We start from the raw sequence: 22,459 nt of genomic DNA, 5'->3' as shown, positions 1-22,459 counted from the left end.
CATGAACCTCTCGTTGTACCTGCTTACCGTGCTCATCTGGGGCACCACCTGGATTGCCCTGAAACTGCAATTGGGCGTCGTCGCCATCCCGGTGTCGATTGTCTATCGCTTCGGCCTTGCGGCCCTGATCCTGTTTGCGATGCTCTTGCTCAGCCGGCGCTTGCAGGTGATGAACCGACGCGGTCACTTGATTTGCGTTGCCCAGGGCCTGTGCCTGTTCTGCATCAATTTCATGTGCTTCCTGACCGCCAGCCAGTGGATTCCCAGTGGGTTGGTCGCCGTGGTGTTTTCCACCGCCACGCTCTGGAATGCCCTCAATGCCCGCGTGTTCTTCGGTCAGCGGATTGCGCGTAACGTGCTGTTGGGCGGTGCCTTGGGGCTTTCGGGGCTGGCGCTGCTGTTCTGGCCGGAGCTGGCCGGCCATAGCGCAAGCCCGCAAACCTTGCTTGGGTTGGCGTTGGCGTTGCTGGGCACCTTGTGCTTTTCGGCAGGCAACATGCTGTCGAGCTTGCAACAGAAGGCCGGTCTCAAGCCGTTGACCACCAATGCCTGGGGCATGGCCTATGGCGCGGCGATGTTGGCGGTGTGGTGCGCGTTCAAAGGCATCCCGTTCGACATGGAATGGAACACGCGCTACATCGGCTCGCTGTTGTACCTGGTGATCCCGGGTTCGGTGATCGGCTTCACTGCCTATTTGACGCTGGTGGGGCGCATGGGGCCGGAGCGCGCGGCGTATTGCACGGTCCTGTTCCCAGTGGTGGCGTTGAACGTCTCGGCGTTTGCCGAAGGCTATCAGTGGACGGCCCCGGCATTGGTGGGGCTGGTGCTGGTGATGCTGGGGAACGTGCTGGTGTTTCGCAAACCCCGGCCACAGCCCATGAAGGCCGCCCTGGGCGCACGTTGAATGACTGCGTGGGCCGGCCCGCTCAGGCGGACCGGCCCAGGGGTTTACTTCCAGACTTGCGGGTTGACCAGGTTCTTCGGTCGCTCGCCCAGCAATGCACTGCGCAGGTTATCCACAGCAAGATCGGCCATGGCGGCACGGGTTTCGTGGGTGGCCGAGCCGATATGGGGCAGGGTGACGGCGTTTTTCAACTGGAACAGCGGCGATTCGGCCAGCGGTTCTTTCTCGTAGACATCTAGCCCGGCACCGCGGATGCGATTGTTCTGCAGGGCTTCGATCAGCGCCGGTTCATCCACCACCGGGCCCCGGGAAATGTTGACCAGGATGGCGCTCGGTTTCATCAGGCCCAGTTCGCGCTGGCCGATCAGATGGCGAGTTTTGTCGCTCAATGGCACGACGAGGCAGACGAAGTCCGCTTCGGCCAGCAACTGGTCCAGTTCGCGAAATTGTGCGCCCAACTGGCTTTCCAGCTCGGTCTTGCGGCTGTTGCCGCTGTAGAGGATCGGCATGTTGAATCCCAGCCGGCCACGCCGGGCAATGGCCGCGCCGATGTTGCCCATGCCGACGATACCCAGGGTCTTGCCATGTACATCGCTGCCGAACAGATGCGGGCCGACCGTCGCCTGCCATTGCCCGGCCTTGGTCCAGGCGTCCAGTTCGGCCACGCGCCGGGCGCTGCTCATCAGTAGGGCGAAGGCCAGGTCGGCGGTGCTTTCGGTGAGTACGTCGGGGGTGTTGGTGAGCATGATCCCGCGCTCATTGAAGTAGGCCAGGTCATAGTTGTCGTAGCCCACCGACACACTGGACACCACTTGCAGGTTCGCAGCGCCTTGCAGTTGCTCGCGCCCGAGCTTGCGACCGACCCCGATCAGCCCGTGGGCGTGGGGCAGGGCTTCGTTGAACTGTGCGTTGATATCGCCCTTGGACGGGCTCGGCACGATCACGTCGAAGTCCTGTTGCAGGCGCTCGACCACCTGGGGCGTGATACGGCTGAAGGCAAGTACGGTTTTTTTCATCGTGCAAGGCTCATCGGGGAGAAGATACCAAGCACGCTAACATTCCTGGCGAGGGTTAGGCGAGGGGGGATCTTGATTGGGATGCGGCAAAACCCTGTGGGCGCGGGCTTGCTCGCGAAGGCGATCTGCCTGAGACGGTGATCTTGAATGTGCCACCGCTTTCGCGAGCAAGCCCGCTCCCACAGGGGCGTTATGCCCGTTCCGGGGTCTTATGCCGCCCGCAGCGAAATAAAGGCGTAATTGACCGGCGCCTCAGTAACCACCTGCGCGCCGCTGGCCAATACCTGGCTGGCCACATCATCGCCAGACAGATGGAACTGCCATTGACTGGCGTGCTGTTGCGCAGGTTGCAGGCGTGCCTGATCGAGGGCGGCCACGAATGCGCTCATGTCCGGCAGATACGCAGTGAACCCGTCGCCCTTGAGCGCGGTGGTGCCGATGCCCAGGGCGGAACAGATGCGCTCCTTGATGGCGATCTCCTCACGATCGGCCTGGCGTGAGCGCTCGATCAACCGCGCCAGTTCCTGGTCGACCAGTTCACCGCCGAGTATCAATTGTGGCCCGGTTTCCCACGACTCTGGAGGGCATTCCTTGACGGCGATGTTGAGGGGAATGTGCGGGTTGATTTCCATCGGATAGATGCGGCATACCAAGGGGCGGCGCTCATAGATGCGGCACAGGTTTTCTTCGTCAAGATTCCGACAACGGCCGACGTTGTAGGCGGCAAAGGTGATCGCCAAAAGGGCCTCGGTGCTGCCGCTGTGGACCACTGCCGAGCGGCGCTCGGCGTGCTCGCGTTGCCCTGCCGGCAGGCCGAGGCCGTTGGGCAGGAAGGCTTCCGCCAGGACGATCACCTGGCCGCCGTCGTCCGCCCACATCCGGGCCTCGTCGAGGGTCAGGGGAACATGGTGATCGGTGCAGCATTTGCCGCACCCTACACAGGAAAACGTTGTGTTCATTGAACGCCCGGTCGCAGAAAGCAGGGGACGGCGACAGAAAAACGCCGTGATGGACCGTGCGAAGCAAGTTATGCGCCACTCACTGCTCGGTAGCGGCGGGGCGGATCGAGTCCCACTCAGTCACGTAGGCGGTTTTGGTTTTCTTGCGGTAGAGGCACAACTCGTTGCCGATCGCGCCTTTCATGTGTTTCTGCGGATATTGGCCTTGCAGCAACAATGCGGTGTAGCCGACGCGGTCGTCGAATTGAGCGGCGGTACCCACCGGCTCAGCGCTTTTCAAACCGCTGGCCTTGATGCAACTGGCCAGCACGGCTTTGTCGTAGGTGGCCCAGGCGTCCGGGCTGGAGGCGTGGGCCTGGGAGGCCAGGACAGTGAAGCCAAGGAGCGTCAATAGGCGGATGTTCATCAGGGAGCCTTGTTCCAGGAAAGCCAGGACAAGAGTATGCCTGAGGTTATCGGACAGTGATCGCTCCCGCGCTGGAACGCAGAAGCGAGCAACCGATAGGACTCAGTGACCTTGCTCGGCAACGGCCTTGGCCGCCGTGATCAGGCACTTGGTCAGTTCCGGCGAGGAGAACTTGGTGAGCACGCCGTTGGCACCCGACAGCCGGGCTTTTTCGCTGTTCATGGCGCTGTCCAGCGAGGTGTGCAGCAACACGTAGAGGTGGGCGAAGTCCGGCGTTTCGCGCAGCGTCCGGGTGAGGGCGTAGCCGTCCATCTCCGACATCTCGATGTCGGAGACGATCAGGTTGATCTGTTCGGCCGTGCCTTGCAGGTCCAGCAGGCACTCGATGGCTTCCTTGGCGCTGCGTGCGGTGTGGCATTGCAGGCCCAGGTTGCGCAGGGTGTGCACCGATTGCTGCAGCGCGACCTGGCTGTCATCGACCACCAGGATCCGTGCGTTGCCCAGCACCTCGGCGTCTTCCATGCTCAGCTCGGTCGGCGCGGTTTCGATCTGAGCCGGTGCGATGCCATGGATGACCTTTTCGATGTCCAGCACCTGCACCAGCGTGCCATCCACCGAGGTCACGCCGGTGATGAACGAACGCACACCGCCGGAGCCATAGGGCGGCGGTTTGATGTCAGTGGTCAGGCAATGCACGATCTTGCTCACCGCCTGCACATGCAAACCCTGTTTGGAGCGGCTGACGTCAGTGACGATCAGGCAGCCGCCATCCGGGTCTTCCAGCGGCCGCTCGCCAATGGCGCGGCTCAGGTCGATCACCGACAACGATGCCCCGCGCAGGGTGGCGATGCCTTTGACGTGCGGATGCGACTCCGGCAGTTTGGTCAACAATGGGCAGGGAATGATTTCACTGACCTTGAGCAGGTTGATTGCCATCAGCTTGCCGCTGCGCAAGGTAAACAGCAGAAGCGAAAGTGAATCTGCGCGGGCTTTGTTGGAAGACATAAAAACCTTCTGTGGAAAAAGGTGGGGCGAACATACCGATCGCCAAAACAGCTTTTGATATTGGGTTATCGACTCGTTGGGGACAGGCTTTAGGGCGAAAACTGTCAATAACGAGGATCGCTGTAACAAGCCCGCTTTTGTGGCGAGGGAGCTTGCTCCTGCTCGGCTCTGTAGGAGCTGGCGAAGCCTGCGATCTTTTGATCTTGATCTTTTGCTCTTGATCTTTTGCTCTTGATCTTTTGCTCTCGACTCAATTGCCAGTGGAAAGATCGCAGCCTCGTTGCACTCGACAGCTCCTACACAGCTCCTACACAGCTCCTACGTGGCTCCTACGGCGCAGCCCAGCGGGAGCAAGCTCCCATGCCACAAAAGCGCACCCGGCCACTATTTCAGGCCAAGCCGTTTTGCCATCCGTCCCAGGTTCGCCCGGTCCAGCCCCAGCTCCCGGGCGGCGCTGGCCCAGTTGTGCTGGTGACGCTCCAGGCAGGCAGCGATCAGCTTGCGCTGGAACTCGTCCACCGCTTCACGCAAATCCCCCGTCACGTTCGCCATGGCCGGTGCCGGGCTGATGGACGAAGGCGCGGGGTTGTGCTCAGGCGCCTGGGGCAAATCCAGGTCCTGGGCGCTGAGGCTGAGGATTTTCGGGCGCGTCGCGCACCGGCCCAAGGCCTTCAAGGCACTACGGCCGATCAGGTGTTCCAGTTCGCGCACATTGCCCGGCCAGTCGTAGGCCAGCAGTGCGGCCTGGGCGTCACTGGTCAGGCGCAGGCTGCCCAGGCCCATGCGCGAACGATTTTGTTCCAGGAAAAAACCGCTGAGCAGCAGCACGTCCCGCCCGCGATCGCGCAGCGCCGGCACCTGCAGCGGATACACACTCAAGCGATGGTAGAAGTCGGCACGATAACGGCCGTTGCGCACTTCTTCGGCCAAGTCGCGATTGGTGGCTGCGATCAGGCGCACGTCGACCCGGTGTTCCTTGTCCGAGCCCAGGCGTTGCAGTTGGCCGCTCTGCAGCACTCGCAGCAACTTGGCCTGGACGGTCAGGGACAACTCGCCCACTTCGTCGAGAAACAGGGTGCCGCCGTCGGCCAGTTCGAACTTGCCGCGCCGGTCGCTCGTGGCCCCGGTGAAGGCGCCGCGTACATGGCCGAAGAGTTCGCTTTCCACCAGCGTATCGGGCAGGGCGGCGCAATTGAGGCTGATGAGTGGCTGCTCGGCGCGTTTCGATGCGGCATGGATGGCCTGGGCGACCAGTTCCTTGCCCACGCCGGTTTCGCCGGTGATCAGTACCGTCAGGTCGCTGCCGCCCACCAGCGCGATCTCTTCCACCAAACGCTTGTGGGCCTTGCTCTGGCCGATCATGTCGCGAGGCTGCTGGCTGCTGGCCTGGCGATAGACCTCGGCGCGGCGGTGCTCGTCCTCGGCCTTCAAGGCCAGGCGCTCGATGCGTTCGGCGGCACTGACGGTGGCTGCGGCGAGGCTGGCGAAGGCCTGCAGGGCACTCAGGTCGATGGGCTCGAAGCGCTCCGGATCCAGCGAATCCAGGGTCAGCAGGCCCCAGGGCCGTTCGTCGACGAACAGCGGGCAGCCCATGCAGTCGTGAACCTCCAGATGCTCGGCGAGCCCCTCGACCAGCCCATCGTACGGATCGGGCAGGCCGCTGTCGGCAGCGAAGCGGGTGGGCTGTGGGTTGGCCAGCAGCGCTTCGAAGCGCGGATGTTCATTGATCCGGAATCGCCGGCCCAATGTATCGGTGCTCAAGCCATCCACGGCGAGCGGCACCAGGCAGTCGCCCTCCAGGCGCAACAGCGCCGCCGCATCGCAGGGCAGCAAGGCTCGCAAGGTACCGAGCAGGCGACGATAACGTTCGCCCTCAGGCAGCTCGCGGGACAGATCGGCTACCAGCGGCAGCAGGGAGGTCAGCAGGGCGGTTGCGGTCATAATGACTCCATATAGTCTTAATGACTATAAGGCGTGGTGTGTCTATATGACTACACTGTTTTTAACTTGCTGATATTAAAGATAAAAATTTATGGCATGAAAACTGATAAGGCTTACGTAACTTGTTATCGGCCTTACGCCAGGAGTCACCCTATGCTCAGTCGAGAAGAACGCGCCATCATTCGCTCCACCGTTCCGTTGCTTGAAAGTGGCGGTGAGGCGCTGATCACTCACTTCTATCGCATGATGCTGTCCGAATTCCCGCAGGTGCGCCCACTGTTCAACCAGGCTCACCAAGCCAGTGGCGATCAACCGCGGGCATTGGCCAACGGCGTGTTGATGTATGCGCGCCATATTGACCAGCTCGATCAATTGGGCGACCTGGTGGCGAAGATCGTCAACAAGCACGTTGCCTTGCAGATTCTGCCGGAGCACTACCCGATTGTCGGTTCGTGCCTGCTGCGGGCAATCGCCGAAGTGCTGGGCGCAGAGATCGCCACGCCCGAAGTGATTGCGGCGTGGGGCGCAGCCTACAACCAGTTGGCCGATATCCTCATCGGTGCCGAAGCGGGCATGTACGACAAGAAGGCCGAGGCGCCGGGCGGCTGGCGTGGGGAGCGTGAATTCATCCTGACGGCCAAGGTCCAGGAAAGCGCGGAGATCACCTCGTTCTACTTCGAACCGGCGGACCAGGGCCCGATCCTGGTGGCCGAGCCGGGTCAGTACATCGGTATGAAGCTCATGCTCGATGGCGAGGAAGTACGCCGCAACTATTCACTGTCAGCCCTGGCGGACAATGGTCAATACCGTATCAGCGTCAAGCGCGAGCCGGGCGGGCGGGTGTCCAACCACTTGCATCATCATTTCGACGTCGGCAGTCGCATCCAGTTGTTCCCGCCGTCCGGGGATTTCTACCTGACGGCCAGCGACAAACCGCTGGTGCTGATCAGTGGCGGCGTCGGCATCACCCCGACCCTGGCCATGTTGCAGGCGGCGCTGCAAACCGAGCGGCCGGTGCATTTCATTCACTGCGCGCGCAACGGCGGTGCCCATGCGTTCCGCGACTGGATCGACGACCTGGCCAAGCGGCATCCGCAGCTCAAGCGCTTCTACTGCTACGACGAAGACGACGGCTTGAGCCCGGCGGCCGACAAGGTGGGGCTGTTGAGCCAGGAACAACTGGCGCAATGGTTGCCGCAACAACGTGACCTGGACGCCTATTTCCTCGGGCCGAAAGGTTTCATGAGCGCCGTCAAGCGCCATCTCAAGGCCTTGGGTGTGCCGGACCAGCAGAGCCGTTACGAATTCTTCGGCCCGGCGGCGGCGCTGGAATAAGGTCGTGGCCAACTTGGGAAACCGGGTTGGCCTCATCGCGAGCAGGCTCCCCACCCTGGATCTGTGTGGGTGACAACATCCACGCCCGCCACAGATCCCTTGTGGGAGCGGGCTTGCTCGCGATGGCGGCGGCAGATCCATCCTGGTCCACCTGCCAGAATTAATCCGCACTTAACCTTCTTGCAGTCTATTTCCCCTTCAATGTCGACGCTCGCTGCTCGTTCACTGTCATGGTCTGCGTGTAGACTTCGGGCATCCGAGCACGCGCCCGAGTGTCGCCGTGCTGCGCGTCGATCCATGCAGACAAAGGGAAACGCAATGAGTGAGGAAATGATGCGCTTAGGCCGTGAGCGGCGCTATCTGGTGCTGCTGGGGCTGATCTGCCTGGCGCTGATCGGTGGTGCGCTGTACATGCAGGTGGCCCTCGGTGAGGCGCCGTGCCCGCTGTGTATCTTGCAGCGCTATGCGCTGTTGCTGATCGCCATCTTCGCCTTCATCGGTGCCGCCATGCGCACCCGCCGCAGCCTGACGATCTTCGAAGGCCTGGTGGTGCTCAGCGCCCTGGCCGGTGCCGGTGTGGCAGGGCATCACGTGTACACCCAGTTCTTCCCCGCGGTCAGTTGCGGCATCGACGTGTTGCAACCAATTGTCGATGATCTGCCGTTGGCGAAGATCTTTCCGCTGGGGTTCCAGGTCGATGGTTTTTGCTCCACCCCCTACCCACCGATCCTGGGCCTGTCCCTGGCTCAGTGGGCATTGGTGGCCTTCGTGTTGACGGTGGTGCTGGTGCCGTTGCTGGTGTCACGTAACCGCAAACAGACTCGCTGAAGCGCCTTCATGAAACGCCCCGGTTCCCCGACAGGAGGGCCGGGGCGTTTTGCGTTTCACTCTTGAGCCGGAACGTCCTTGATCCGGGGCAAGAATAGCCTGCGACAACGTGCGACACGTTGTCACATATCTTGAGGCGTTCAGCCTTTGCGAGGGCGATTAAGCGTTCCTTTCTGTAATAAAAAATCGCCTGGTTTCGCTAAACCTGTATCAGCTGCAGCAGGCATTTTTAACAGCGAAGCGTCAGGCGCCGCAGGCCCCTGAAACTGGGCGCTTGCCGGGTATGAAAGCTCTTCGTGATCCTCCCGGGCTGTCTAAATCGGGCGTAGTAGCCCTACGTTTTTTGGGGTTCTTGTTGAGAATTAATTTCGATAACATGCTGGCTTGTTGCAATATCTGTGAAAGATTGTTGCCGGATCGGATAAAAATTATTTCGAGATGAGACATGGTCTACAGCGGCTCAGCTCTCTACAATCGCCCGCACCGATTTTCCGACCCGGCTCAAGCTTGAGCACGAGAGTGGTCGAAGGGCGCCAGCGCCCCATGCGACCCCAGGTGTCGGTGCCTCCAACTACCCGCACCAAATGGAATTGGGCTTGAACTAGGCCTTTGACCAACGAATAAGAACTCACTGCTGGCCCAGGATGTGTCGAACAGCCTCTGACGTTCGACGGGCAGCCCTTATTCAATCCAAGAAAATGCCAACCCTTGGCAGGGTGAAGTGTTGGCGATCAAAACCCAACTGCATTGCGCAAGCTGCTTTAGAGGTCGTGAGATGATTAAAAACAGGTACCCCCGATTACTAGGCTTGTTGCCGCTGCTCGGCACGTTGCTGCTGGGAGGCTGCAACATGACCTTGCTCGATCCCAAGGGCCAGGTCGGCCTGGATGAACGAAACCTGATCATCACCGCTACGCTGCTGATGTTGCTGGTCGTTGTGCCGGTCATCGTCATGACCTTCCTGTTCGCCTGGAAGTACCGCGCAACCAATACCAAGGCCACCTACACGCCGAAGTGGTCGCATTCGACCAAGATCGAAGTGGCGGTGTGGACCATTCCGGTGCTGATCATCATTGCCCTGGGTTACATCACCTACAAGTCGACCCACGCCCTGGACCCGTATCGTCCGCTGGATTCCGACGTCAAGCCGATCACTATCGAAGTGGTCTCCATGGACTGGAAGTGGCTGTTCATCTATCCGGAACAAGGCATTGCCACGGTCAACAAGATCGTGTTCCCGGCCCACACGCCGATCAATTTCAAGGTCACTTCCGACACCGTGATGAACTCGTTCTTCATCCCGGGCCTGGGCGGCCAGATCTACGCGATGGCGGGCATGCAGACCAAGCTGCACTTGATCGCCAACCAGAACGCCGAACTCGACGGTATCTCCGCCAACTACAGCGGCGCGGGTTTTACCGGCATGAAGTTCAAAGCAATCGCCACGACCCAGGAAGATTTCGACGCCTGGGTCAACGATGTGAAGAAGGCACCTAAACAGCTTGAAAAAGCTGAATACGAAGCCCTTTCCAAACCGAGCCAGAACAACCCAGTCGAACTCTACTCGTCGGTCACGCCGAACCTGTTCCAGACCATCATCGACAAATATGAAGGGATGAATCCGGGCAAGCCGATGCACCACGAGAAGAACGAGAAGGAAGTGGCCCACAACATGGAAGGGATGGACATGAGTTCGCATTCAGCTGCCGGGGCAGAGGAGTAAACGATGTTTGGTAAATTAAGTTGGGAAGCGATCCCGTTCCACGAGCCGATTGTCATGGTGACCCTCGCCATCATCGCGCTCGGTGGTCTGGCATTGTTTGCAGGCATCACTTATTTCAAGAAGTGGACCTACCTGTGGACCGAGTGGCTGACGTCGGTCGACCACAAGAAAATCGGCGTGATGTATATCGTCGTCGCCATGGTCATGCTGCTGCGTGGTTTTGCCGACGCCATCATGATGCGTACCCAGCTGGCCATGGCCACCGAGGGTTCGCCTGGCTACCTGCCGCCTGAACACTATGACCAGATCTTCACCGCCCACGGTGTGATCATGATCATCTTCATGGCGATGCCATTCTTCACCGGCCTGATGAACCTTGCAGTGCCGCTGCAGATCGGTGCCCGCGACGTGGCCTTCCCGTTCCTGAACTCCCTGAGCTTCTGGCTGCTGGTGTCTGGCGTGGTGCTGATCAACCTGTCCCTGGGCGTCGGCGAATTCGCCAAGACCGGCTGGGTTGCCTATCCACCGTTGTCGGGCCTGCAATACAGTCCGGGCGTGGGGATGGATTACTACATCTGGGCGCTACAGCTATCCGGGTTGGGGACGACGCTGACGGGGGTCAACTTCCTGGCCACCGTGGTCAAGATGCGTACCCCGGGCATGAAGCTGATGGACATGCCGATCTTCACCTGGACCTGCACCTGGGCCAACGTCCTGATCGTCGCTTCCTTCCCGATCCTGACCGCTACCCTGGCCCTGCTGACGCTTGACCGTTACATGGATTTCCACATTTTCACCAATGAGCTGGGTGGAAATCCGATGATGTACGTCAACCTGTTCTGGGCCTGGGGTCACCCTGAGGTGTACATCCTGATCCTGCCGGCGTTCGGGATTTTCTCCGAAGTCATCTCGACCTTCTCCGGCAAGAAACTGTTCGGCCACCACTCGATGATCTACGCCAGCGGCGCGATCTCGGTGCTGGGCTTCATGGTCTGGCTGCACCACTTCTTCACCATGGGTTCGGGGGCCAGCGTCAACGCTTTCTTCGGCCTGGCGACGATGCTGATTTCGATTCCGACGGGGGTGAAGCTGTTCAACTGGCTGTTCACCATCTATCAGGGCCGCCTGCGTTTCACCAGCCACGTGATGTGGACCCTGGGCTTCATGGTGACCTTCGCCATCGGCGGCATGACCGGCGTATTGCTGGCCATCCCGGGTGCTGACTTCGTGCTGCACAACAGCCTGTTCGTGATCGCGCACTTTCACAACGTGATCATCGGTGGCGCCGTGTTCGGCTACATCGCCGGTTTCGCCTTCTACTTCCCGAAAGCGTTCGGCTTCAAGCTGCACGAAGGCTGGGGCAAGGCCGCGTTCTGGTTCTGGATCACCGGCTTCTTCGTTGCGTTCATGCCGCTCTATGTACTGGGCTTCATGGGCATGACCCGTCGCCTGAACACCACCACCAACCCTGAGTGGGTGCCGTACCTGTACGTCGCCATGTTCGGCGCGGTGATGATTGCCGTCGGCATCGCCTGCCAGCTGATCCAGTTGTACGTCAGCGTGCGCGATCGCAAGAAGCCAGAGAACATGTGCGAACACGGTGACCCGTGGAATGCCCATACCCTGGAATGGTCGACCTCTTCGCCACCACCGTTCTACAACTTTGCCGTGCTGCCAAAGGCAGACGTCATCGACCCGTTCACCGAAGCCAAGGAAAACGGCACCGCGTACCCGGTCCCGGCCAAGTACGAGCCGATCCACATGCCCAACAACACCGCCACCGGTGTGGTCATGGGCGCGCTGCTGACCGTGTTCGGTTTCGCGATGATCTGGCACATCTGGTGGCTGGCCATCGCCAGCCTGGTCGGCACCGTGGTGTATTTCGCTATCCATGCTGCCCGTGACGATCAGGGCTACATGGTGCCGGTGGATGTCATCGAGCGCATCGAAGCCGAGCAGCACAAACGTCTGGTAGCGGCCGGGAAAGTCCCTGCCACCGCCACCCGTGTTGAAACCTCGTTGGAACAGGCTTAAACCATGTCGAACTTAGTGACCACTGTTGGACACGCCCATGGTCATGACCATGGGCACGATGACCATCACCACGACTCGGGCGAGATGACCGTATTCGGTTTCTGGCTCTACCTGATGACCGACTGCATTCTGTTTGCGTCGATCTTTGCAGCGTACGCGGTGCTGGTTAACAACGTCGCCGGTGGCCCATCGGGCCACGACATCTTCGAACTGCCATACGTACTGGGCGAAACCGCGCTGCTGCTGTTCAGTTCGATCACCTACGGCTTCGCCATGCTGGCGTTGTTCAAGGGCAAGAAAACCCAGGTACTGGGCTGGCTGGCCATGACCTTCCTGTTCGGTGCCGGCTTCATCGGCATGGAGATCAACGAGTTCCACATGTTGATCTCCGAGGGCTATGGCCCTAACCGCAGCGGTTTCCTGTCCGGGTTCTTCACCCTGGTCGGCACCCACGGTCTGCACGTGACCAGTGGCCTGATCTGGATGGCGATCATGATGTACCAGGTCCAGAAAAACGGCCTGACCGCCACCAACAAGACGCGCCTGAGCTGCCTGAGCCTGTTCTGGCACTTCCTGGACGTGGTGTGGATCTGCGTATTCACCGTTGTTTATCTGATGGGGACCCTGTAAATGGCTAACGCACATTCCCATGATGGCCACGACGCCGGCCACGGCAGCGTCAAGTCCTACGCTATCGGTTTCATTCTGTCGGTGATCCTGACCGTCATTCCGTTCGGCCTGGTGATGTACCCATCGCTGCCCAAGAGCCTGACCCTGTGGATCGTACTGATCTTCGCCGTGGTCCAGGTCCTGGTGCACCTGGTGTACTTCCTGCACCTGGACCGCTCCGCCGCCCAGCGTAACAACGTGGTCGCGTTTATCTTTGCCGCGATCGTGATTGTCCTGCTGGTTGGCCTGTCGTTGTGGATCATGTTCAGCATCCACACCAACATGATGGCGCACTGAGGAAAGTCCGGATGTCCCTGAAGCACTTTATCCAAATCACCAAGCCTGGGATCATTTTCGGTAACGTGCTTTCTGTGGCAGGCGGGTTTTTCCTGGCCTCGAAAGGGCATGTCGATCTGGCCATCTTCCTGGCGGCGATGATCGGTACTTCCCTGGTGGTGGCGTCCGGTTGTGTGTTCAACAACTGCATCGACCGTGACATCGATATCAAGATGGAACGCACCAAGAATCGGGCGCTGGTCCAGGGCCTGATTCCGGTGCAACTGGCCCTGGCGTTCGCCACGGTGCTGGGCGTGGCCGGCGTGGCGCTGTTGTATTGGGTGGCCAACCCGTTGGCGGCGTTGTTCGCGGTGATCGGTTTTGTCATCTACGTTGGCCTCTACAGCCTGTACCTCAAGCGCAAGTCGGTCCACGGCACGCTGGTGGGCAGCCTGTCGGGGGCGATGCCGCCGGTGATCGGCTATGTGGCGGTCAGCAACAGCTTCGACATGGCTGCGCTGACGCTGCTGGTGATGTTCAGCCTGTGGCAGATGCCGCATTCCTACGCCATCGCGATCTTCCGCTTCAACGACTACCTGGCGGCTTCGATTCCGGTGCTGCCGGTCAAGCGCGGCATTCGGGTGGCCAAGAAGCACATCCTGCTCTACATCCTGGCCTTCCTCGTGGCGACCTTGATGCTGACCTTCAGCGGCTACGCCGGCATGAGCTACTTCGCCGTCGCCGCCGCCATGGGCATGTACTGGCTGTACATGGCCTGGACCGGCTACAAGGCGGTGGATGACACGGTCTGGGCACGCAAGCTGTTCGTGTTCTCGATCTTCACCATCACCGCCCTGAGCGTCATGATGTCCCTGGACTTCAAAGTGCCGAGTGAGCTGCTGCTGACCTACGCGCCTTAAGCTTCAGACGCTGCAAAAAAAAGCCCCGCCTTCGAGAGAAGTGCGGGGCTTTTTGTTGAGGTGAGGTGTGGATTGGCTGTCATTCGTCGCAATAGATTATGGTTTGTTGAACTGTACGCAATGTGCCTATAGTTTCTGCCATGCGTACCCTATTTTTTGAAACGACTACATTCACCGACACGGTTGGCCATTACCTGACTGATGATGAGTATCGCCTGCTTCAGTCCTATATGCTGCAGCATCCAGAGGTTGGTGACGTCATGCCACGTACCGGCGGCTTTCGTAAGCTGCGCTGGTTCGATGAACGTCGTGGTAAAGGGAAGAGAGGCGGGTTGCGCGTTATTTATTATTGGCTCATGAACGATCGTCAGTTCTGGATGTTCGCGATTTATGACAAGGACGAGTTGGAAAACCTGACCTGCGAGCAAGAGAAGACGCTCAAGCGCGCCATAGAAGCTGAGTTGAAAGTAAGAGGTACCTTATGAAAAAGCGCGATCTGTTTGCCGAGATGATGCAAGGCGTCGAGGAGATGGCCGCTCACCGGGAGGGCAAGATTACCCTTCGCCAGATATCGATTGAAGACAAACCGGTTCCCGAGGTGTCTGCCCAAGAAATCGTGGCGTTGCGCGACAAGCTCCACATGTCTCAAGCCGTTTTCGCCAAGAGCATCAGGACCAGTCCAGGTACGCTCAGGAACTGGGAACAGGAGAAGTCCAAGCCTAACGCCCAGGCGGCTTTGTTGATCAAACTGGTCGAGAAATTTCCAGATATGGTCGAACGACTTGGCGCTGTTTGATCCGCTCATATCCATGAAAAAAGCCCCGCCTTCGAGAGAAGTGCGGGGCTTTTTCTTGGGGATTACTCCCACAAGGGGGAAAAATCAACGTGGGTTTATTGCTGGGCGATGCTGTAGCCGTCGAATGCTTTCTGCTGTTGCAGGGCGGTGACGATGCTTTTGCGGGTGAGCGGTTGTTCGGCGCCGTCGTTGTCCAGGAAGGTTTCGCTTTCCAGCTCGGCTTCGTCGCCTTCGCCTACGAAGTTGAAGCCCAGGAACTCGAAGGCTTCGCGGTCGACGTTCGGCTTGGAGCGTGGTGTGCGCAGGGGCAGGGTGACGCTGATGCCGTCCTTGCTGATGACGAACACTTCGGCTTCCTTCTTGGCCCGCGAGGCCTTGCCCTTGCTGCCGCTCGGGTTGCTGATGGCCTGGTGGGTCTGGTTCAGCACTTTCAGGGCCAGGCCGTAGACCAGTTCCTGGAACGACGGGTCGTCCTTGTAGCTGGAGAGGATGCGGCTGATCGGGAAGCGGCTGCTCAGGTCTTCCAGGGCCGCGAAATCGGCGGCTTCGGCGTCCTTGAGTTGTTTGAGCTGGCCCATCAGTTCGTAGGCCTTGTCGTCGTCGAACGCATCGTGAGCCTGGCGGATGGCGTTGCGCAGTTCGCGGATCTGGTCGCTTTCGCGGTTCGACTGGAACGCATCGAGGACCATCTCACTGATGCTTTTGGCCTGGGGCAGATGCTGTGAAAGATTGATGGAGTTTTCGTATTCCGCTTTGGACGACAGGGTGACTACGGATTCAGCGGTGTTGGAATCGGACATTGAAATTTCACTACTTCTGTTAGCGGGATGAGGCGAGAAAGGCATTGAGCTTTTTTCCGGTCGCCTAATCTATTGGACGCGGGCGGTGTTGTCACGGTCGGACCTCATTCACAAATCACATTCTTGCCCGACATCTTGGAGCGATACAGCGCCTGGTCCGCCCGGTGCAGCAACGTCGCATGCTGTTCATCCTCGAGTCGCTGCACCACGCCAAAACTCATGGTGATCTGGAAGTCGCCCACCGGCAGCAGATCGGACAGGCCCCGGCGAATGCTCTCGGCCAGCAGGCGGGCGTCGGCCAGGGTGGTGTTGGGCAAGATCATGATGAATTCGTCACCGCCCCAGCGCACCAGCAAGTCGCCGTCGCGCTCGCAGCGCTTGACGCTCTGCACCACTTGTATCAACGCTGCGTCGCCAAAGGCGTGGCCGTAGCGATCGTTGATGTCCTTGAAATCATCCACGTCCATGGCGATCAGCGACAACGGCTCGCGAAAACGCTGCGCGCGCTCACAGGCCAGCGGCAGCGCCTGGTCCAGGCGATAACGGTTGGCGACCCGGGTCAGGGCGTCGGTTTCGGCAAGCTTGCGGTTTTCGTCGAGCTGGATCTGCAACTGATGGTTGACCCGGGACAGTTCGCGGGTGCGTTCTTCGATCACGGCTTCCAGGGATTTGTTGCGCCGTTCCAGCTGTTCGAACAGGCGTTTCTTGTCATCGATACTGCGGTGGGCGCCGATCATGCGCGCCACCGTGCCGTCCGGGTTGCGGGCGATCACATAGCCGCGATCCTCGATCCAGATGTAGGAACCGTCGTAGGTGCGGCAGCGGTATTCGGCCTGGTAGACGTGGGATCGGTGTTCCAGGTAGTCGTCGAACAATGCCATGACCCGTGGATAGTCATCCGGGTGGATCACGCTTTCCCAGGTCAGTACGGTGTTGTCCAGTGAGTGAGGCAGGTAGCCAAGCATCGTGTACCAGCCGGGGTTGCGGTAGACGAAGCCGGTGTTGGCATTCCAGTCCCAGATGCCATCGCTGACCAGTTCCAGGATGGTGTGCAGTACGCCTTCGTCCAGATCGGACAGGTCGAGCCGCAGCATGTCGATGTTCGAGGCATCTCCCATCGTCGTTTCCTCAATCAGCCTTGATATCAAAATGCTCGTCCAAGGAGGAAGAGTAGCTGATGGGGGGCGAGAGGCACTAGCGGGGGATGTTCAGGCGGGGTTCGCTTTTGTGGCGAGGGGATTTATCCCCGTTGGGTCGCGCAGCGGCCCCCGATGTGAACCGACAGCCTTGGGGTTGCTGCGCAACCCAGCGGGGATAAATCCCCCCGCCACAACATCATTCGGCTGGGGTTTGGGGTTTGCCCCATTTTTCCAGCGCGAACTCGACAAAACTGCGCAGTTTCGGCAAGCGGTAGCGATCCTGCGCATACATCAAGCTCATTGGGCGATGGGGCAACCGGTAGTCCTGCAGCAGCGCTACCAGGTGTCCATCCTGCAGGTCCTGGGCCACCAGCGCATCGGGCAGCATCACCACGCCCATCCCGGCCAGGGCGGCGCGGTGCAGGCCCGAAGAGCTGTTGATCAGCATCGGTCCGTTGACCGGGACCTTGATTTCCCCTTCCGGGCCGTTGATCGGCCAGAGGTCCTGGGCAAAGCGCCAATCGTCCCCTGCTAAATAGGCGAACGACAGGCAATCGTGTTGCTGCAGGTCCGCGGGTTTTTCCGGTGTGCCGCGCCGGGCCAGGTAAGCGGGGGAGGCGCAGATGGTCAGGGTGTAGTCCATCAAGGGGCGGGCGATCAGTTTCGGGTCGGGATGACCGAGGCGGATGGCGACGTCGAATCCATGTTCGAGCAGGTCCAGCCGCTGGTTGGTCAGCACCACGTCGAGCTTGACCTGTGGGTAGCGTTGGCTGAATTCGGCCAGGGCCGGCGCCAGGCGCTCGCTGCCAAAGGTCAGCGGCGCGGTGATGCGCAGGGTGCCGGCGGGTTCGCCCTGGGTCTGTTCGGCCAGGCGCTCGGAATCGGCCACCAGCCCCAGCACTTCCAGGCAACGTTGGTAGTAGGTCGAGCCGAACTCGGTCAGGCGCTGGCGCCGCGTCGTACGGTTGATCAGACGCACGCCGAGACGTTGCTCCAGCGCACGAAGATGATTGCCCACCATGGTGGTGGACATTTCGCACGCCTGGGCCGCCGCTGTCAGGCTTCCGGCTTCCACCACCTTCACGTAAACGGTCATTGCCTGGAACAGGTCCATTATCAAGCTCAACTTTAAAATGATTGAAGTAAAGCAGCGTTTATCCAGTCTTGGTGGCTAACCATACTGGAAAAAACCAACCCAATGGAGCTTGATGTCATGACCGCTGCCTGCCTGATGACCACTTACCAACCCCTGGCGCTGAGTTTCACCCATGGCTTGGGTACGCGCTTGTGGGACCAGGACGGCCGCGAATACCTCGATGCGGTGGCGGGTGTGGCGGTGACCAATGTCGGCCACTCCCACCCGCGGCTGGTGGCCGCCATCAGCGAGCAGGCTGGCCTGCTGCTGCATACGTCGAACCTGTACAGCATCGATTGGCAACAACGCCTGGCGCAAAAGCTCACCCAACTGTCGGGGCTGGAGCGGGCGTTTTTCAACAACTCAGGCGCCGAGGCCAACGAAACCGCGCTGAAACTGGCGCGTCTCTATGGCTGGCACAAGGGTATTGAGCAGCCGTTGGTGGTGGTCATGGACAATGCATTCCACGGGCGCACATTGGGCACGATGTCCGCCAGTGACGGCCCGTCCGTGCGGCTGGGCTACAACCGCTTGCCGGGGGATTTCATCAAGGTGCCGTTCGGCGATCTGGCAGCGTTGGAAGCGATCGAGCAGGCTCATGCCGAGCGCATCGTTGCGGTATTGGTGGAGCCGATCCAGGGTGAAAGCGGTGTGCAACTCGCCCCGCCGGGTTATCTCAAGGCCTTGCGGCAGCTGTGCAGCCGGCGCGCCTGGCTGTTGATGCTTGACGAGATCCAGACCGGCATCGGTCGTACTGGCCAGTGGTTCGCATTCCAGCACGAGGGCATCGTGCCGGACGTCATGACCCTCGCCAAAGGCCTGGGCAACGGCGTGCCCATTGGGGCCTGCCTGGCACGGGGCAAGGCTGCCGAGCTGTTTACCCCGGGCAGCCATGGCAGCACCTTTGGCGGTAATCCGCTGGCCTGTCGGGTCGGCTGCACGGTGCTGGATATCATTGAGCAACAAGCGCTGGTGGACAACGCCAGGCATCAGGGCGAACAGTTGCTGAGCCGGCTGCGGGCCGAGTTGGCGGACAACCCGAATGTCTTGGCGATTCGCGGCCTGGGGTTGATGATCGGCATCGAACTCAAGCAACCGGTCCGCGACCTGGCCCTTCGCGCCGCCCGGGACCACGGCCTGCTGATCAATATCACCCGGGGCCAGACCATCCGCCTGCTGCCGCCACTGACGATCGATGGGCGGGAAGTGGAGATGATTGTCCGGGGCGTGAGCCGCTGTCTGGCGCAGGGATGAGGGGCGTTCGCCCGGACGACGAGTTTTTATCGGTCAGCCGGGCGAAGCGCGACGCAGCGGGACGGAATTTTTAACGGTTGTTGCGTTCCAACGCCTGCCAGAGTCGATTGCCTACACTTTGGCATTCAGACTGAAAAACCAGGAGCATCTTCATGTTCACCTCGCGTCGCTTGATCGTTGTCGCAACTGCCGTGGCCCTGTTGTCCGGCTGTGCGTCGCCTAACCCCTACGACAACCAGGGACAGGCCTCTACCGAATCTTCGGGCATGAGCAAAACCGCCAAGTACGGCGGCCTCGGTGCACTGGCAGGGGCGTTGGCCGGTGCGGCCATCGGTCACGATAACCGCGGTAAGGGCGCATTGATCGGCGCCGCAGTGGTGGGGGCATCCGCGGCCGGCTACGGCTACTACGCCGACCAGCAAGAAAAGAAACTGCGCGCCAGCATGGCCAATACCGGTGTTGAAGTGCAGCGCCAGGGTGACCAGATCAAGCTGATCATGCCGGGCAATATCACCTTCGCCACCGATTCGGCGAACATCGCCTCCAGCTTCTACCAGCCGCTGAACAACCTGGCCAACTCCCTGAAGGAGTTCAACCAGAACCAGATCGAAATCGTCGGTTACACCGACAGCACCGGTAGCCGCCAGCACAACATGGACCTGTCCCAGCGTCGTGCGCAGAGCGTGGCGACCTACCTGACGTCCCAGGGCGTGAGCGGCGCCAACCTCTCGGCCCGTGGCGCCGGCCCGGACAACCCGGTGGCCAGCAACGCCGACGTCAATGGCCGTGCGCAAAACCGTCGTGTCGAGGTCAACCTCAAGGCCATTCCCGGCCAGCAGTACCAGGCACCGGCGCAGCAGGGCCAGACTTACCAGCAGTATCCATAACGGCTGGGCGGCAAATGAAACGGGGGCTCTGGAAACAGGGCCCCCGTTTTTTTGTGGTTGTCAGTTTCTATCCGCCTGATGCCGCCACTTGTGGCGAGGGGATTTGTGGGAGCAAAGCTTGCTCGCGAAACAGGCGCCTCGATTTTCTGAAAGACCGCATCGCTTTCATCGCGGGCAAGCCTTGCTCCCACAAGTCTCCTCGCCACAAAGGTGTTCACAAGGGGATCAATTCGCCTCTTTCACCGCACTGAGGAACGCACACGTGCGCTCCTGCTGCGGGTGTTCGAAAATCTGCGCCGGGGTGCCCTGTTCGTGGATCTGCCCTTTGTAGAAGAAGCACACCCGGTCGGCGAACTCCCGGGCGAAGCCCATCTGGTGGGTCACCATCAGCATCGTCAGGTTATGTTCGGCCCCCAGTTTGCGGATCACATTCAGCACTTCGCCGCACAACTCAGGGTCAAGCGCAGAGGTCACCTCGTCAAACAGCATCACCTTGGGCCGCATCGCCAGCGCCCGGGCAATCGCCACCCGCTGTTGCTGGCCGCCGGACAACTGCGACGGGTAATGGTCGAGCTTGTTGCCCAGCCCCACCAGCTCCAACAGGTCGGCGGCGCGCTCCCGGGCTTCTTTCGGGTTCATGCCCAGCACCTGCACCGGCGCCTCGATCACGTTCTGCAGTGCGGTCATGTGGGGGAACAGGTTGAAACTCTGGAACACCATGCCGATCTTGCCGCGCACCCGGCGAATATGCCGGTCGTTGGCCGGCACCAGCACGCCGTTGCGGTTGGGCATGTGGGTCAGGGAGTCATCCTCGACGCGGATCTGGCCCTGGTCGATGCCTTCCAGGGTCATCAACACCCGCAGCAGCGTGGACTTGCCCGAGCCGCTGGGGCCGATGATCGCGACCTTTTCACCGGGGGCGACATCCAGGTTCAGATGGTCGAGCACGGTGAAGCTGCCATAGCTTTTGGTCACGTCCTGGAAACTCACGATCGGCCGGGACGGTGTGGGAATTTGCATGGCCGGGGCCTCCTGCTGCGATGCCAGCGTGCTGCGCCGGGACAAATCGGTGGGCGTGGACAGAGGTAATGTCATTAGCGTAGCTCCATGCGCGTTTCAAGGCGCCGTACCAGATAGGCCAGGGCAAGGCTCAGGGCGAGGAAGAACAGGCCCACCATGGTGATCGGTTCCAGATAACGGAAATTCTCGGAACCGATGTTCTTGGCCTGTTGCATGATTTCCACCACGGTGATCGCCGACAGCACCGGCGTGTCCTTGAGCATTGCCACCAGGTAGTTGCCCAGCGGCGGCACAATCGGCCGCAACGCCTGGGGCAGGATGATGTTGCGGTAGGCGTCGTACGGCGCGATGTTCAGCGCTGTCACCGCTTCCCACTGCGCCCGCGGCACCGCGTCCAAACCACTGCGATAGACCTCGGCGATGTAGCAGGCGTAGTGCAGGCCGATGCCGAGGATGCCAACCTGCATGGCCGTCAGGCTCAAGCCGTAGTTGGGCAGCACGTAATAGAGGAAATACACCTGGATCAGCAGGGGCGTGCTGCGGATGAACTCGATCACCGCGGTGGCCGGCCACGACAGCCAGAGTTTGCGACTGCGCCGGCCAATCGCCAGGAACAGCCCCAGGACAATCGCGATCAGGAAGCCGATCAGGGTGATGCCCACGGTATTGAGGGAGGCGCGCAGCAGGTCCGGCAGGATTTGTGCGGCGTAGGACCAGTCGAACAGCGTCATGACAGACCTCCACGCATCCGGCCCCGGCTCAGTCGTCGTTCGACGTGGCGCATGCCCAAGTTGATGGCCTGGGCGAGGATGAAATACATCACCAGGGCCAGGCTGAAGATTTCCAGGGTCTGGAAGGTCGCCTGATCCAACTGCCGCGCCCGGAAACTCAGGTCCGACAAGGTGATCAGCGACACCAGCGAGGTGTTCTTCAGCAGCTCGATCAACAGGTTGGTGCCCGGTGGAATCGCCGCCAGCAACGCCTGCGGCAGGATAATCCGCTTGAAGCGCGTAAAACCGCTGAAATTCAACGCCGTGCAGGCTTCGTATTGGCCCTTGGCGACCGAACTGATGGCACCGCGCATCACCTCGGCCCCGTAGGCGCCGATGTGCAGGCCCAGACCGACAATTGCCACGGCGTAGGGGCTCAGCGCAATGTTGAAGGGTGGCAACGGCAACACGAAGAACAGCCAGAACAGTTGCACCAGCAGCGAGGTGCCGCGGAATACTTCGATGTAGGTGATGGAAAACCAGCGCAACGCTCGCCACGGCGAGAGTCGCCCGAGGGCCGCCAGTACGGCGGTGACAATCGCCAGCAGCGAGCCGAAGAAGGTCACCTGGAGCGTGACCCAGGCCCCTTGTATCAATAACGGAAGTAATTCGCCCATGGTTCAGCCCAATGTCCGGTGAAGC

At 60.5% G+C, this 22,459-nt stretch carries 23 protein-coding genes; 12 read left to right on the top strand and 11 right to left on the bottom strand.

The genetic code is table 11. The features are described 5' to 3' along the window. Position 1 precedes the first annotated feature (1 nt). Positions 2–904: a DMT family transporter gene (locus AC09SL_RS25205; RefSeq protein WP_058543603.1), complete on the top strand. Its 903-nt coding sequence runs from the start codon at positions 2–4 to the stop codon at positions 902–904. 44 nt (positions 905–948) lie between these two features. Here AC09SL_RS25205 and AC09SL_RS25200 read toward each other — a convergent pair whose 3' ends face one another. The 5 genes from AC09SL_RS25200 to norR all read right to left on the bottom strand — a co-directional run bounded on the left by AC09SL_RS25200 (position 949) and on the right by norR (position 6,231). Next, positions 949–1,920, bottom strand: a complete 972-nt coding sequence (locus AC09SL_RS25200; RefSeq protein WP_058543604.1) for a 2-hydroxyacid dehydrogenase — start codon at positions 1,918–1,920, stop codon at positions 949–951. A 209-nt stretch (positions 1,921–2,129) separates the two neighbouring features. After that, complete coding sequence (locus AC09SL_RS25195; RefSeq protein ID WP_058543605.1) at positions 2,130–2,879, bottom strand: YkgJ family cysteine cluster protein; 750 nt, start codon at positions 2,877–2,879, stop codon at positions 2,130–2,132. A gap of 79 nt (positions 2,880–2,958) precedes the next feature. Then, entirely contained in the window at positions 2,959–3,285 is a 327-nt protein-coding gene (locus AC09SL_RS25190; RefSeq protein ID WP_058543606.1) for a hypothetical protein, read from the bottom strand. Between the two features lie 102 nt (positions 3,286–3,387). Further along, positions 3,388–4,290, bottom strand: a complete 903-nt coding sequence (locus AC09SL_RS25185; protein ID WP_058543607.1) for a chemotaxis protein CheV — start codon at positions 4,288–4,290, stop codon at positions 3,388–3,390. A gap of 384 nt (positions 4,291–4,674) precedes the next feature. Next, a complete protein-coding gene (gene norR / locus AC09SL_RS25180) occupies positions 4,675–6,231 on the bottom strand; it encodes a nitric oxide reductase transcriptional regulator NorR (RefSeq protein WP_058543608.1) in 1,557 nt (518 codons plus the stop codon). 153 nt (positions 6,232–6,384) lie between these two features. On the opposite strand from norR, the gene hmpA reads away from it, so the two are divergent. From hmpA to AC09SL_RS25135, 9 genes are all read left to right on the top strand, one after another. Then, positions 6,385–7,566, top strand: a complete 1,182-nt coding sequence (gene hmpA, locus AC09SL_RS25175; RefSeq protein WP_064106949.1) for an NO-inducible flavohemoprotein — start codon at positions 6,385–6,387, stop codon at positions 7,564–7,566. Positions 7,567–7,884: 318 nt separating this feature from the next. Next, a complete protein-coding gene (locus AC09SL_RS25170) occupies positions 7,885–8,394 on the top strand; it encodes a disulfide bond formation protein B (protein WP_058543609.1) in 510 nt (169 codons plus the stop codon). Between the two features lie 775 nt (positions 8,395–9,169). Beyond that, positions 9,170–10,117, top strand: coding sequence for a ubiquinol oxidase subunit II (gene cyoA / locus AC09SL_RS25165; RefSeq protein WP_058543610.1), 948 nt, complete (start codon positions 9,170–9,172; stop codon positions 10,115–10,117). A gap of 3 nt (positions 10,118–10,120) precedes the next feature. Continuing rightward, positions 10,121–12,151 carry a cytochrome o ubiquinol oxidase subunit I gene (cyoB, locus tag AC09SL_RS25160; RefSeq protein ID WP_058543611.1) on the top strand — a complete coding sequence of 677 codons (2,031 nt, stop codon included), beginning with the start codon at positions 10,121–10,123 and terminating at the stop codon, positions 12,149–12,151. 3 nt (positions 12,152–12,154) lie between these two features. Further along, positions 12,155–12,781, top strand: a complete 627-nt coding sequence (locus tag AC09SL_RS25155; protein WP_003205395.1) for a cytochrome o ubiquinol oxidase subunit III — start codon at positions 12,155–12,157, stop codon at positions 12,779–12,781. Continuing rightward, positions 12,782–13,117, top strand: a complete 336-nt coding sequence (gene cyoD / locus AC09SL_RS25150) for a cytochrome o ubiquinol oxidase subunit IV (RefSeq protein WP_058543612.1) — start codon at positions 12,782–12,784, stop codon at positions 13,115–13,117. It abuts the gene before it with no gap. Positions 13,118–13,128: 11 nt separating this feature from the next. Further along, the gene (gene cyoE, locus AC09SL_RS25145; RefSeq protein ID WP_058543613.1) at positions 13,129–14,016 is read left to right on the top strand and encodes a heme o synthase; all 888 of its coding nucleotides are present in this window, start codon (positions 13,129–13,131) and stop codon (positions 14,014–14,016) included. A 140-nt stretch (positions 14,017–14,156) separates the two neighbouring features. Next, complete coding sequence (locus AC09SL_RS25140) at positions 14,157–14,501, top strand: hypothetical protein (protein WP_058543614.1); 345 nt, start codon at positions 14,157–14,159, stop codon at positions 14,499–14,501. Beyond that, entirely contained in the window at positions 14,498–14,812 is a 315-nt protein-coding gene (locus AC09SL_RS25135; RefSeq protein WP_003205391.1) for a helix-turn-helix domain-containing protein, read from the top strand. Before AC09SL_RS25140 ends, AC09SL_RS25135 begins: the two co-directional genes overlap by 4 nt. 95 nt (positions 14,813–14,907) lie before the next feature. On the opposite strand, the gene AC09SL_RS25130 is transcribed toward AC09SL_RS25135, so the two are convergent. The 3 genes from AC09SL_RS25130 to AC09SL_RS25120 all read right to left on the bottom strand — a co-directional run bounded on the left by AC09SL_RS25130 (position 14,908) and on the right by AC09SL_RS25120 (position 17,865). After that, positions 14,908–15,612, bottom strand: a complete 705-nt coding sequence (locus tag AC09SL_RS25130; RefSeq protein WP_058543615.1) for a hypothetical protein — start codon at positions 15,610–15,612, stop codon at positions 14,908–14,910. Between the two features lie 104 nt (positions 15,613–15,716). Further along, positions 15,717–16,730 (bottom strand): GGDEF domain-containing protein, encoded by a 1,014-nt coding sequence (locus AC09SL_RS25125; RefSeq protein ID WP_058543616.1) that lies wholly within the window; start codon positions 16,728–16,730, stop codon positions 15,717–15,719. A 217-nt stretch (positions 16,731–16,947) separates the two neighbouring features. Further along, positions 16,948–17,865, bottom strand: a complete 918-nt coding sequence (locus AC09SL_RS25120; RefSeq protein ID WP_064106950.1) for a LysR family transcriptional regulator — start codon at positions 17,863–17,865, stop codon at positions 16,948–16,950. 99 nt (positions 17,866–17,964) lie between these two features. Between AC09SL_RS25120 and AC09SL_RS25115 the strand changes: the two genes are divergently transcribed. Further along, positions 17,965–19,140, top strand: a complete 1,176-nt coding sequence (locus tag AC09SL_RS25115) for an aspartate aminotransferase family protein (RefSeq protein ID WP_058543617.1) — start codon at positions 17,965–17,967, stop codon at positions 19,138–19,140. 152 nt (positions 19,141–19,292) lie between these two features. Continuing rightward, a complete protein-coding gene (locus AC09SL_RS25110; RefSeq protein WP_003205385.1) occupies positions 19,293–20,027 on the top strand; it encodes a YiaD family glycine zipper/OmpA-like lipoprotein in 735 nt (244 codons plus the stop codon). A gap of 225 nt (positions 20,028–20,252) precedes the next feature. Here AC09SL_RS25110 and ehuA read toward each other — a convergent pair whose 3' ends face one another. From ehuA to ehuC, 3 genes are read right to left on the bottom strand one after another with little or no spacing between them, the layout of a single operon-like run. Then, positions 20,253–21,122, bottom strand: coding sequence for an ectoine/hydroxyectoine ABC transporter ATP-binding protein EhuA (gene ehuA / locus AC09SL_RS25105; RefSeq protein WP_014340096.1), 870 nt, complete (start codon positions 21,120–21,122; stop codon positions 20,253–20,255). Then, positions 21,122–21,778, bottom strand: coding sequence for an ectoine/hydroxyectoine ABC transporter permease subunit EhuD (gene ehuD, locus AC09SL_RS25100; RefSeq protein WP_058543618.1), 657 nt, complete (start codon positions 21,776–21,778; stop codon positions 21,122–21,124). The genes ehuA and ehuD overlap by 1 nt, the downstream gene beginning before the upstream one ends. Further along, positions 21,775–22,434, bottom strand: coding sequence for an ectoine/hydroxyectoine ABC transporter permease subunit EhuC (gene ehuC / locus AC09SL_RS25095; RefSeq protein ID WP_058543619.1), 660 nt, complete (start codon positions 22,432–22,434; stop codon positions 21,775–21,777). The genes ehuD and ehuC overlap by 4 nt, the downstream gene beginning before the upstream one ends. Positions 22,435–22,459: the final 25 nt, after the last annotated feature.

It is taken from the genome of Pseudomonas sp. PF05 (assembly GCF_056521845.1).
Note: the sequence above shows the minus strand (reverse complement) of the source record. Positions and strands in the feature narration are given on the sequence as shown.

Coding starts and splice junctions, on each gene's coding strand:
- AC09SL_RS25170 (WP_058543609.1), top strand. CDS start 7,885: ATGAGTGAGGAAATGATGCGCTTAGGCCGTGAGCGGCGCTATCTGGTG.
- ehuD (WP_058543618.1), bottom strand. CDS start 21,778: ATGACGCTGTTCGACTGGTCCTACGCCGCACAAATCCTGCCGGACCTG.
- AC09SL_RS25205 (WP_058543603.1), top strand. CDS start 2: ATGAACCTCTCGTTGTACCTGCTTACCGTGCTCATCTGGGGCACCACC.
- AC09SL_RS25125 (WP_058543616.1), bottom strand. CDS start 16,730: ATGGGAGATGCCTCGAACATCGACATGCTGCGGCTCGACCTGTCCGAT.
- AC09SL_RS25135 (WP_003205391.1), top strand. CDS start 14,498: ATGAAAAAGCGCGATCTGTTTGCCGAGATGATGCAAGGCGTCGAGGAG.
- cyoD (WP_058543612.1), top strand. CDS start 12,782: ATGGCTAACGCACATTCCCATGATGGCCACGACGCCGGCCACGGCAGC.
- AC09SL_RS25195 (WP_058543605.1), bottom strand. CDS start 2,879: ATGAACACAACGTTTTCCTGTGTAGGGTGCGGCAAATGCTGCACCGAT.
- AC09SL_RS25140 (WP_058543614.1), top strand. CDS start 14,157: ATGCGTACCCTATTTTTTGAAACGACTACATTCACCGACACGGTTGGC.
- AC09SL_RS25190 (WP_058543606.1), bottom strand. CDS start 3,285: ATGAACATCCGCCTATTGACGCTCCTTGGCTTCACTGTCCTGGCCTCC.
- AC09SL_RS25185 (WP_058543607.1), bottom strand. CDS start 4,290: ATGTCTTCCAACAAAGCCCGCGCAGATTCACTTTCGCTTCTGCTGTTT.
- AC09SL_RS25115 (WP_058543617.1), top strand. CDS start 17,965: ATGACCGCTGCCTGCCTGATGACCACTTACCAACCCCTGGCGCTGAGT.
- AC09SL_RS25110 (WP_003205385.1), top strand. CDS start 19,293: ATGTTCACCTCGCGTCGCTTGATCGTTGTCGCAACTGCCGTGGCCCTG.
- AC09SL_RS25155 (WP_003205395.1), top strand. CDS start 12,155: ATGTCGAACTTAGTGACCACTGTTGGACACGCCCATGGTCATGACCAT.
- norR (WP_058543608.1), bottom strand. CDS start 6,231: ATGACCGCAACCGCCCTGCTGACCTCCCTGCTGCCGCTGGTAGCCGAT.
- ehuA (WP_014340096.1), bottom strand. CDS start 21,122: ATGACATTACCTCTGTCCACGCCCACCGATTTGTCCCGGCGCAGCACG.
- hmpA (WP_064106949.1), top strand. CDS start 6,385: ATGCTCAGTCGAGAAGAACGCGCCATCATTCGCTCCACCGTTCCGTTG.
- AC09SL_RS25120 (WP_064106950.1), bottom strand. CDS start 17,865: ATGGACCTGTTCCAGGCAATGACCGTTTACGTGAAGGTGGTGGAAGCC.
- AC09SL_RS25200 (WP_058543604.1), bottom strand. CDS start 1,920: ATGAAAAAAACCGTACTTGCCTTCAGCCGTATCACGCCCCAGGTGGTC.
- cyoB (WP_058543611.1), top strand. CDS start 10,121: ATGTTTGGTAAATTAAGTTGGGAAGCGATCCCGTTCCACGAGCCGATT.
- AC09SL_RS25130 (WP_058543615.1), bottom strand. CDS start 15,612: ATGTCCGATTCCAACACCGCTGAATCCGTAGTCACCCTGTCGTCCAAA.
- ehuC (WP_058543619.1), bottom strand. CDS start 22,434: ATGGGCGAATTACTTCCGTTATTGATACAAGGGGCCTGGGTCACGCTC.
- cyoE (WP_058543613.1), top strand. CDS start 13,129: ATGTCCCTGAAGCACTTTATCCAAATCACCAAGCCTGGGATCATTTTC.
- cyoA (WP_058543610.1), top strand. CDS start 9,170: ATGATTAAAAACAGGTACCCCCGATTACTAGGCTTGTTGCCGCTGCTC.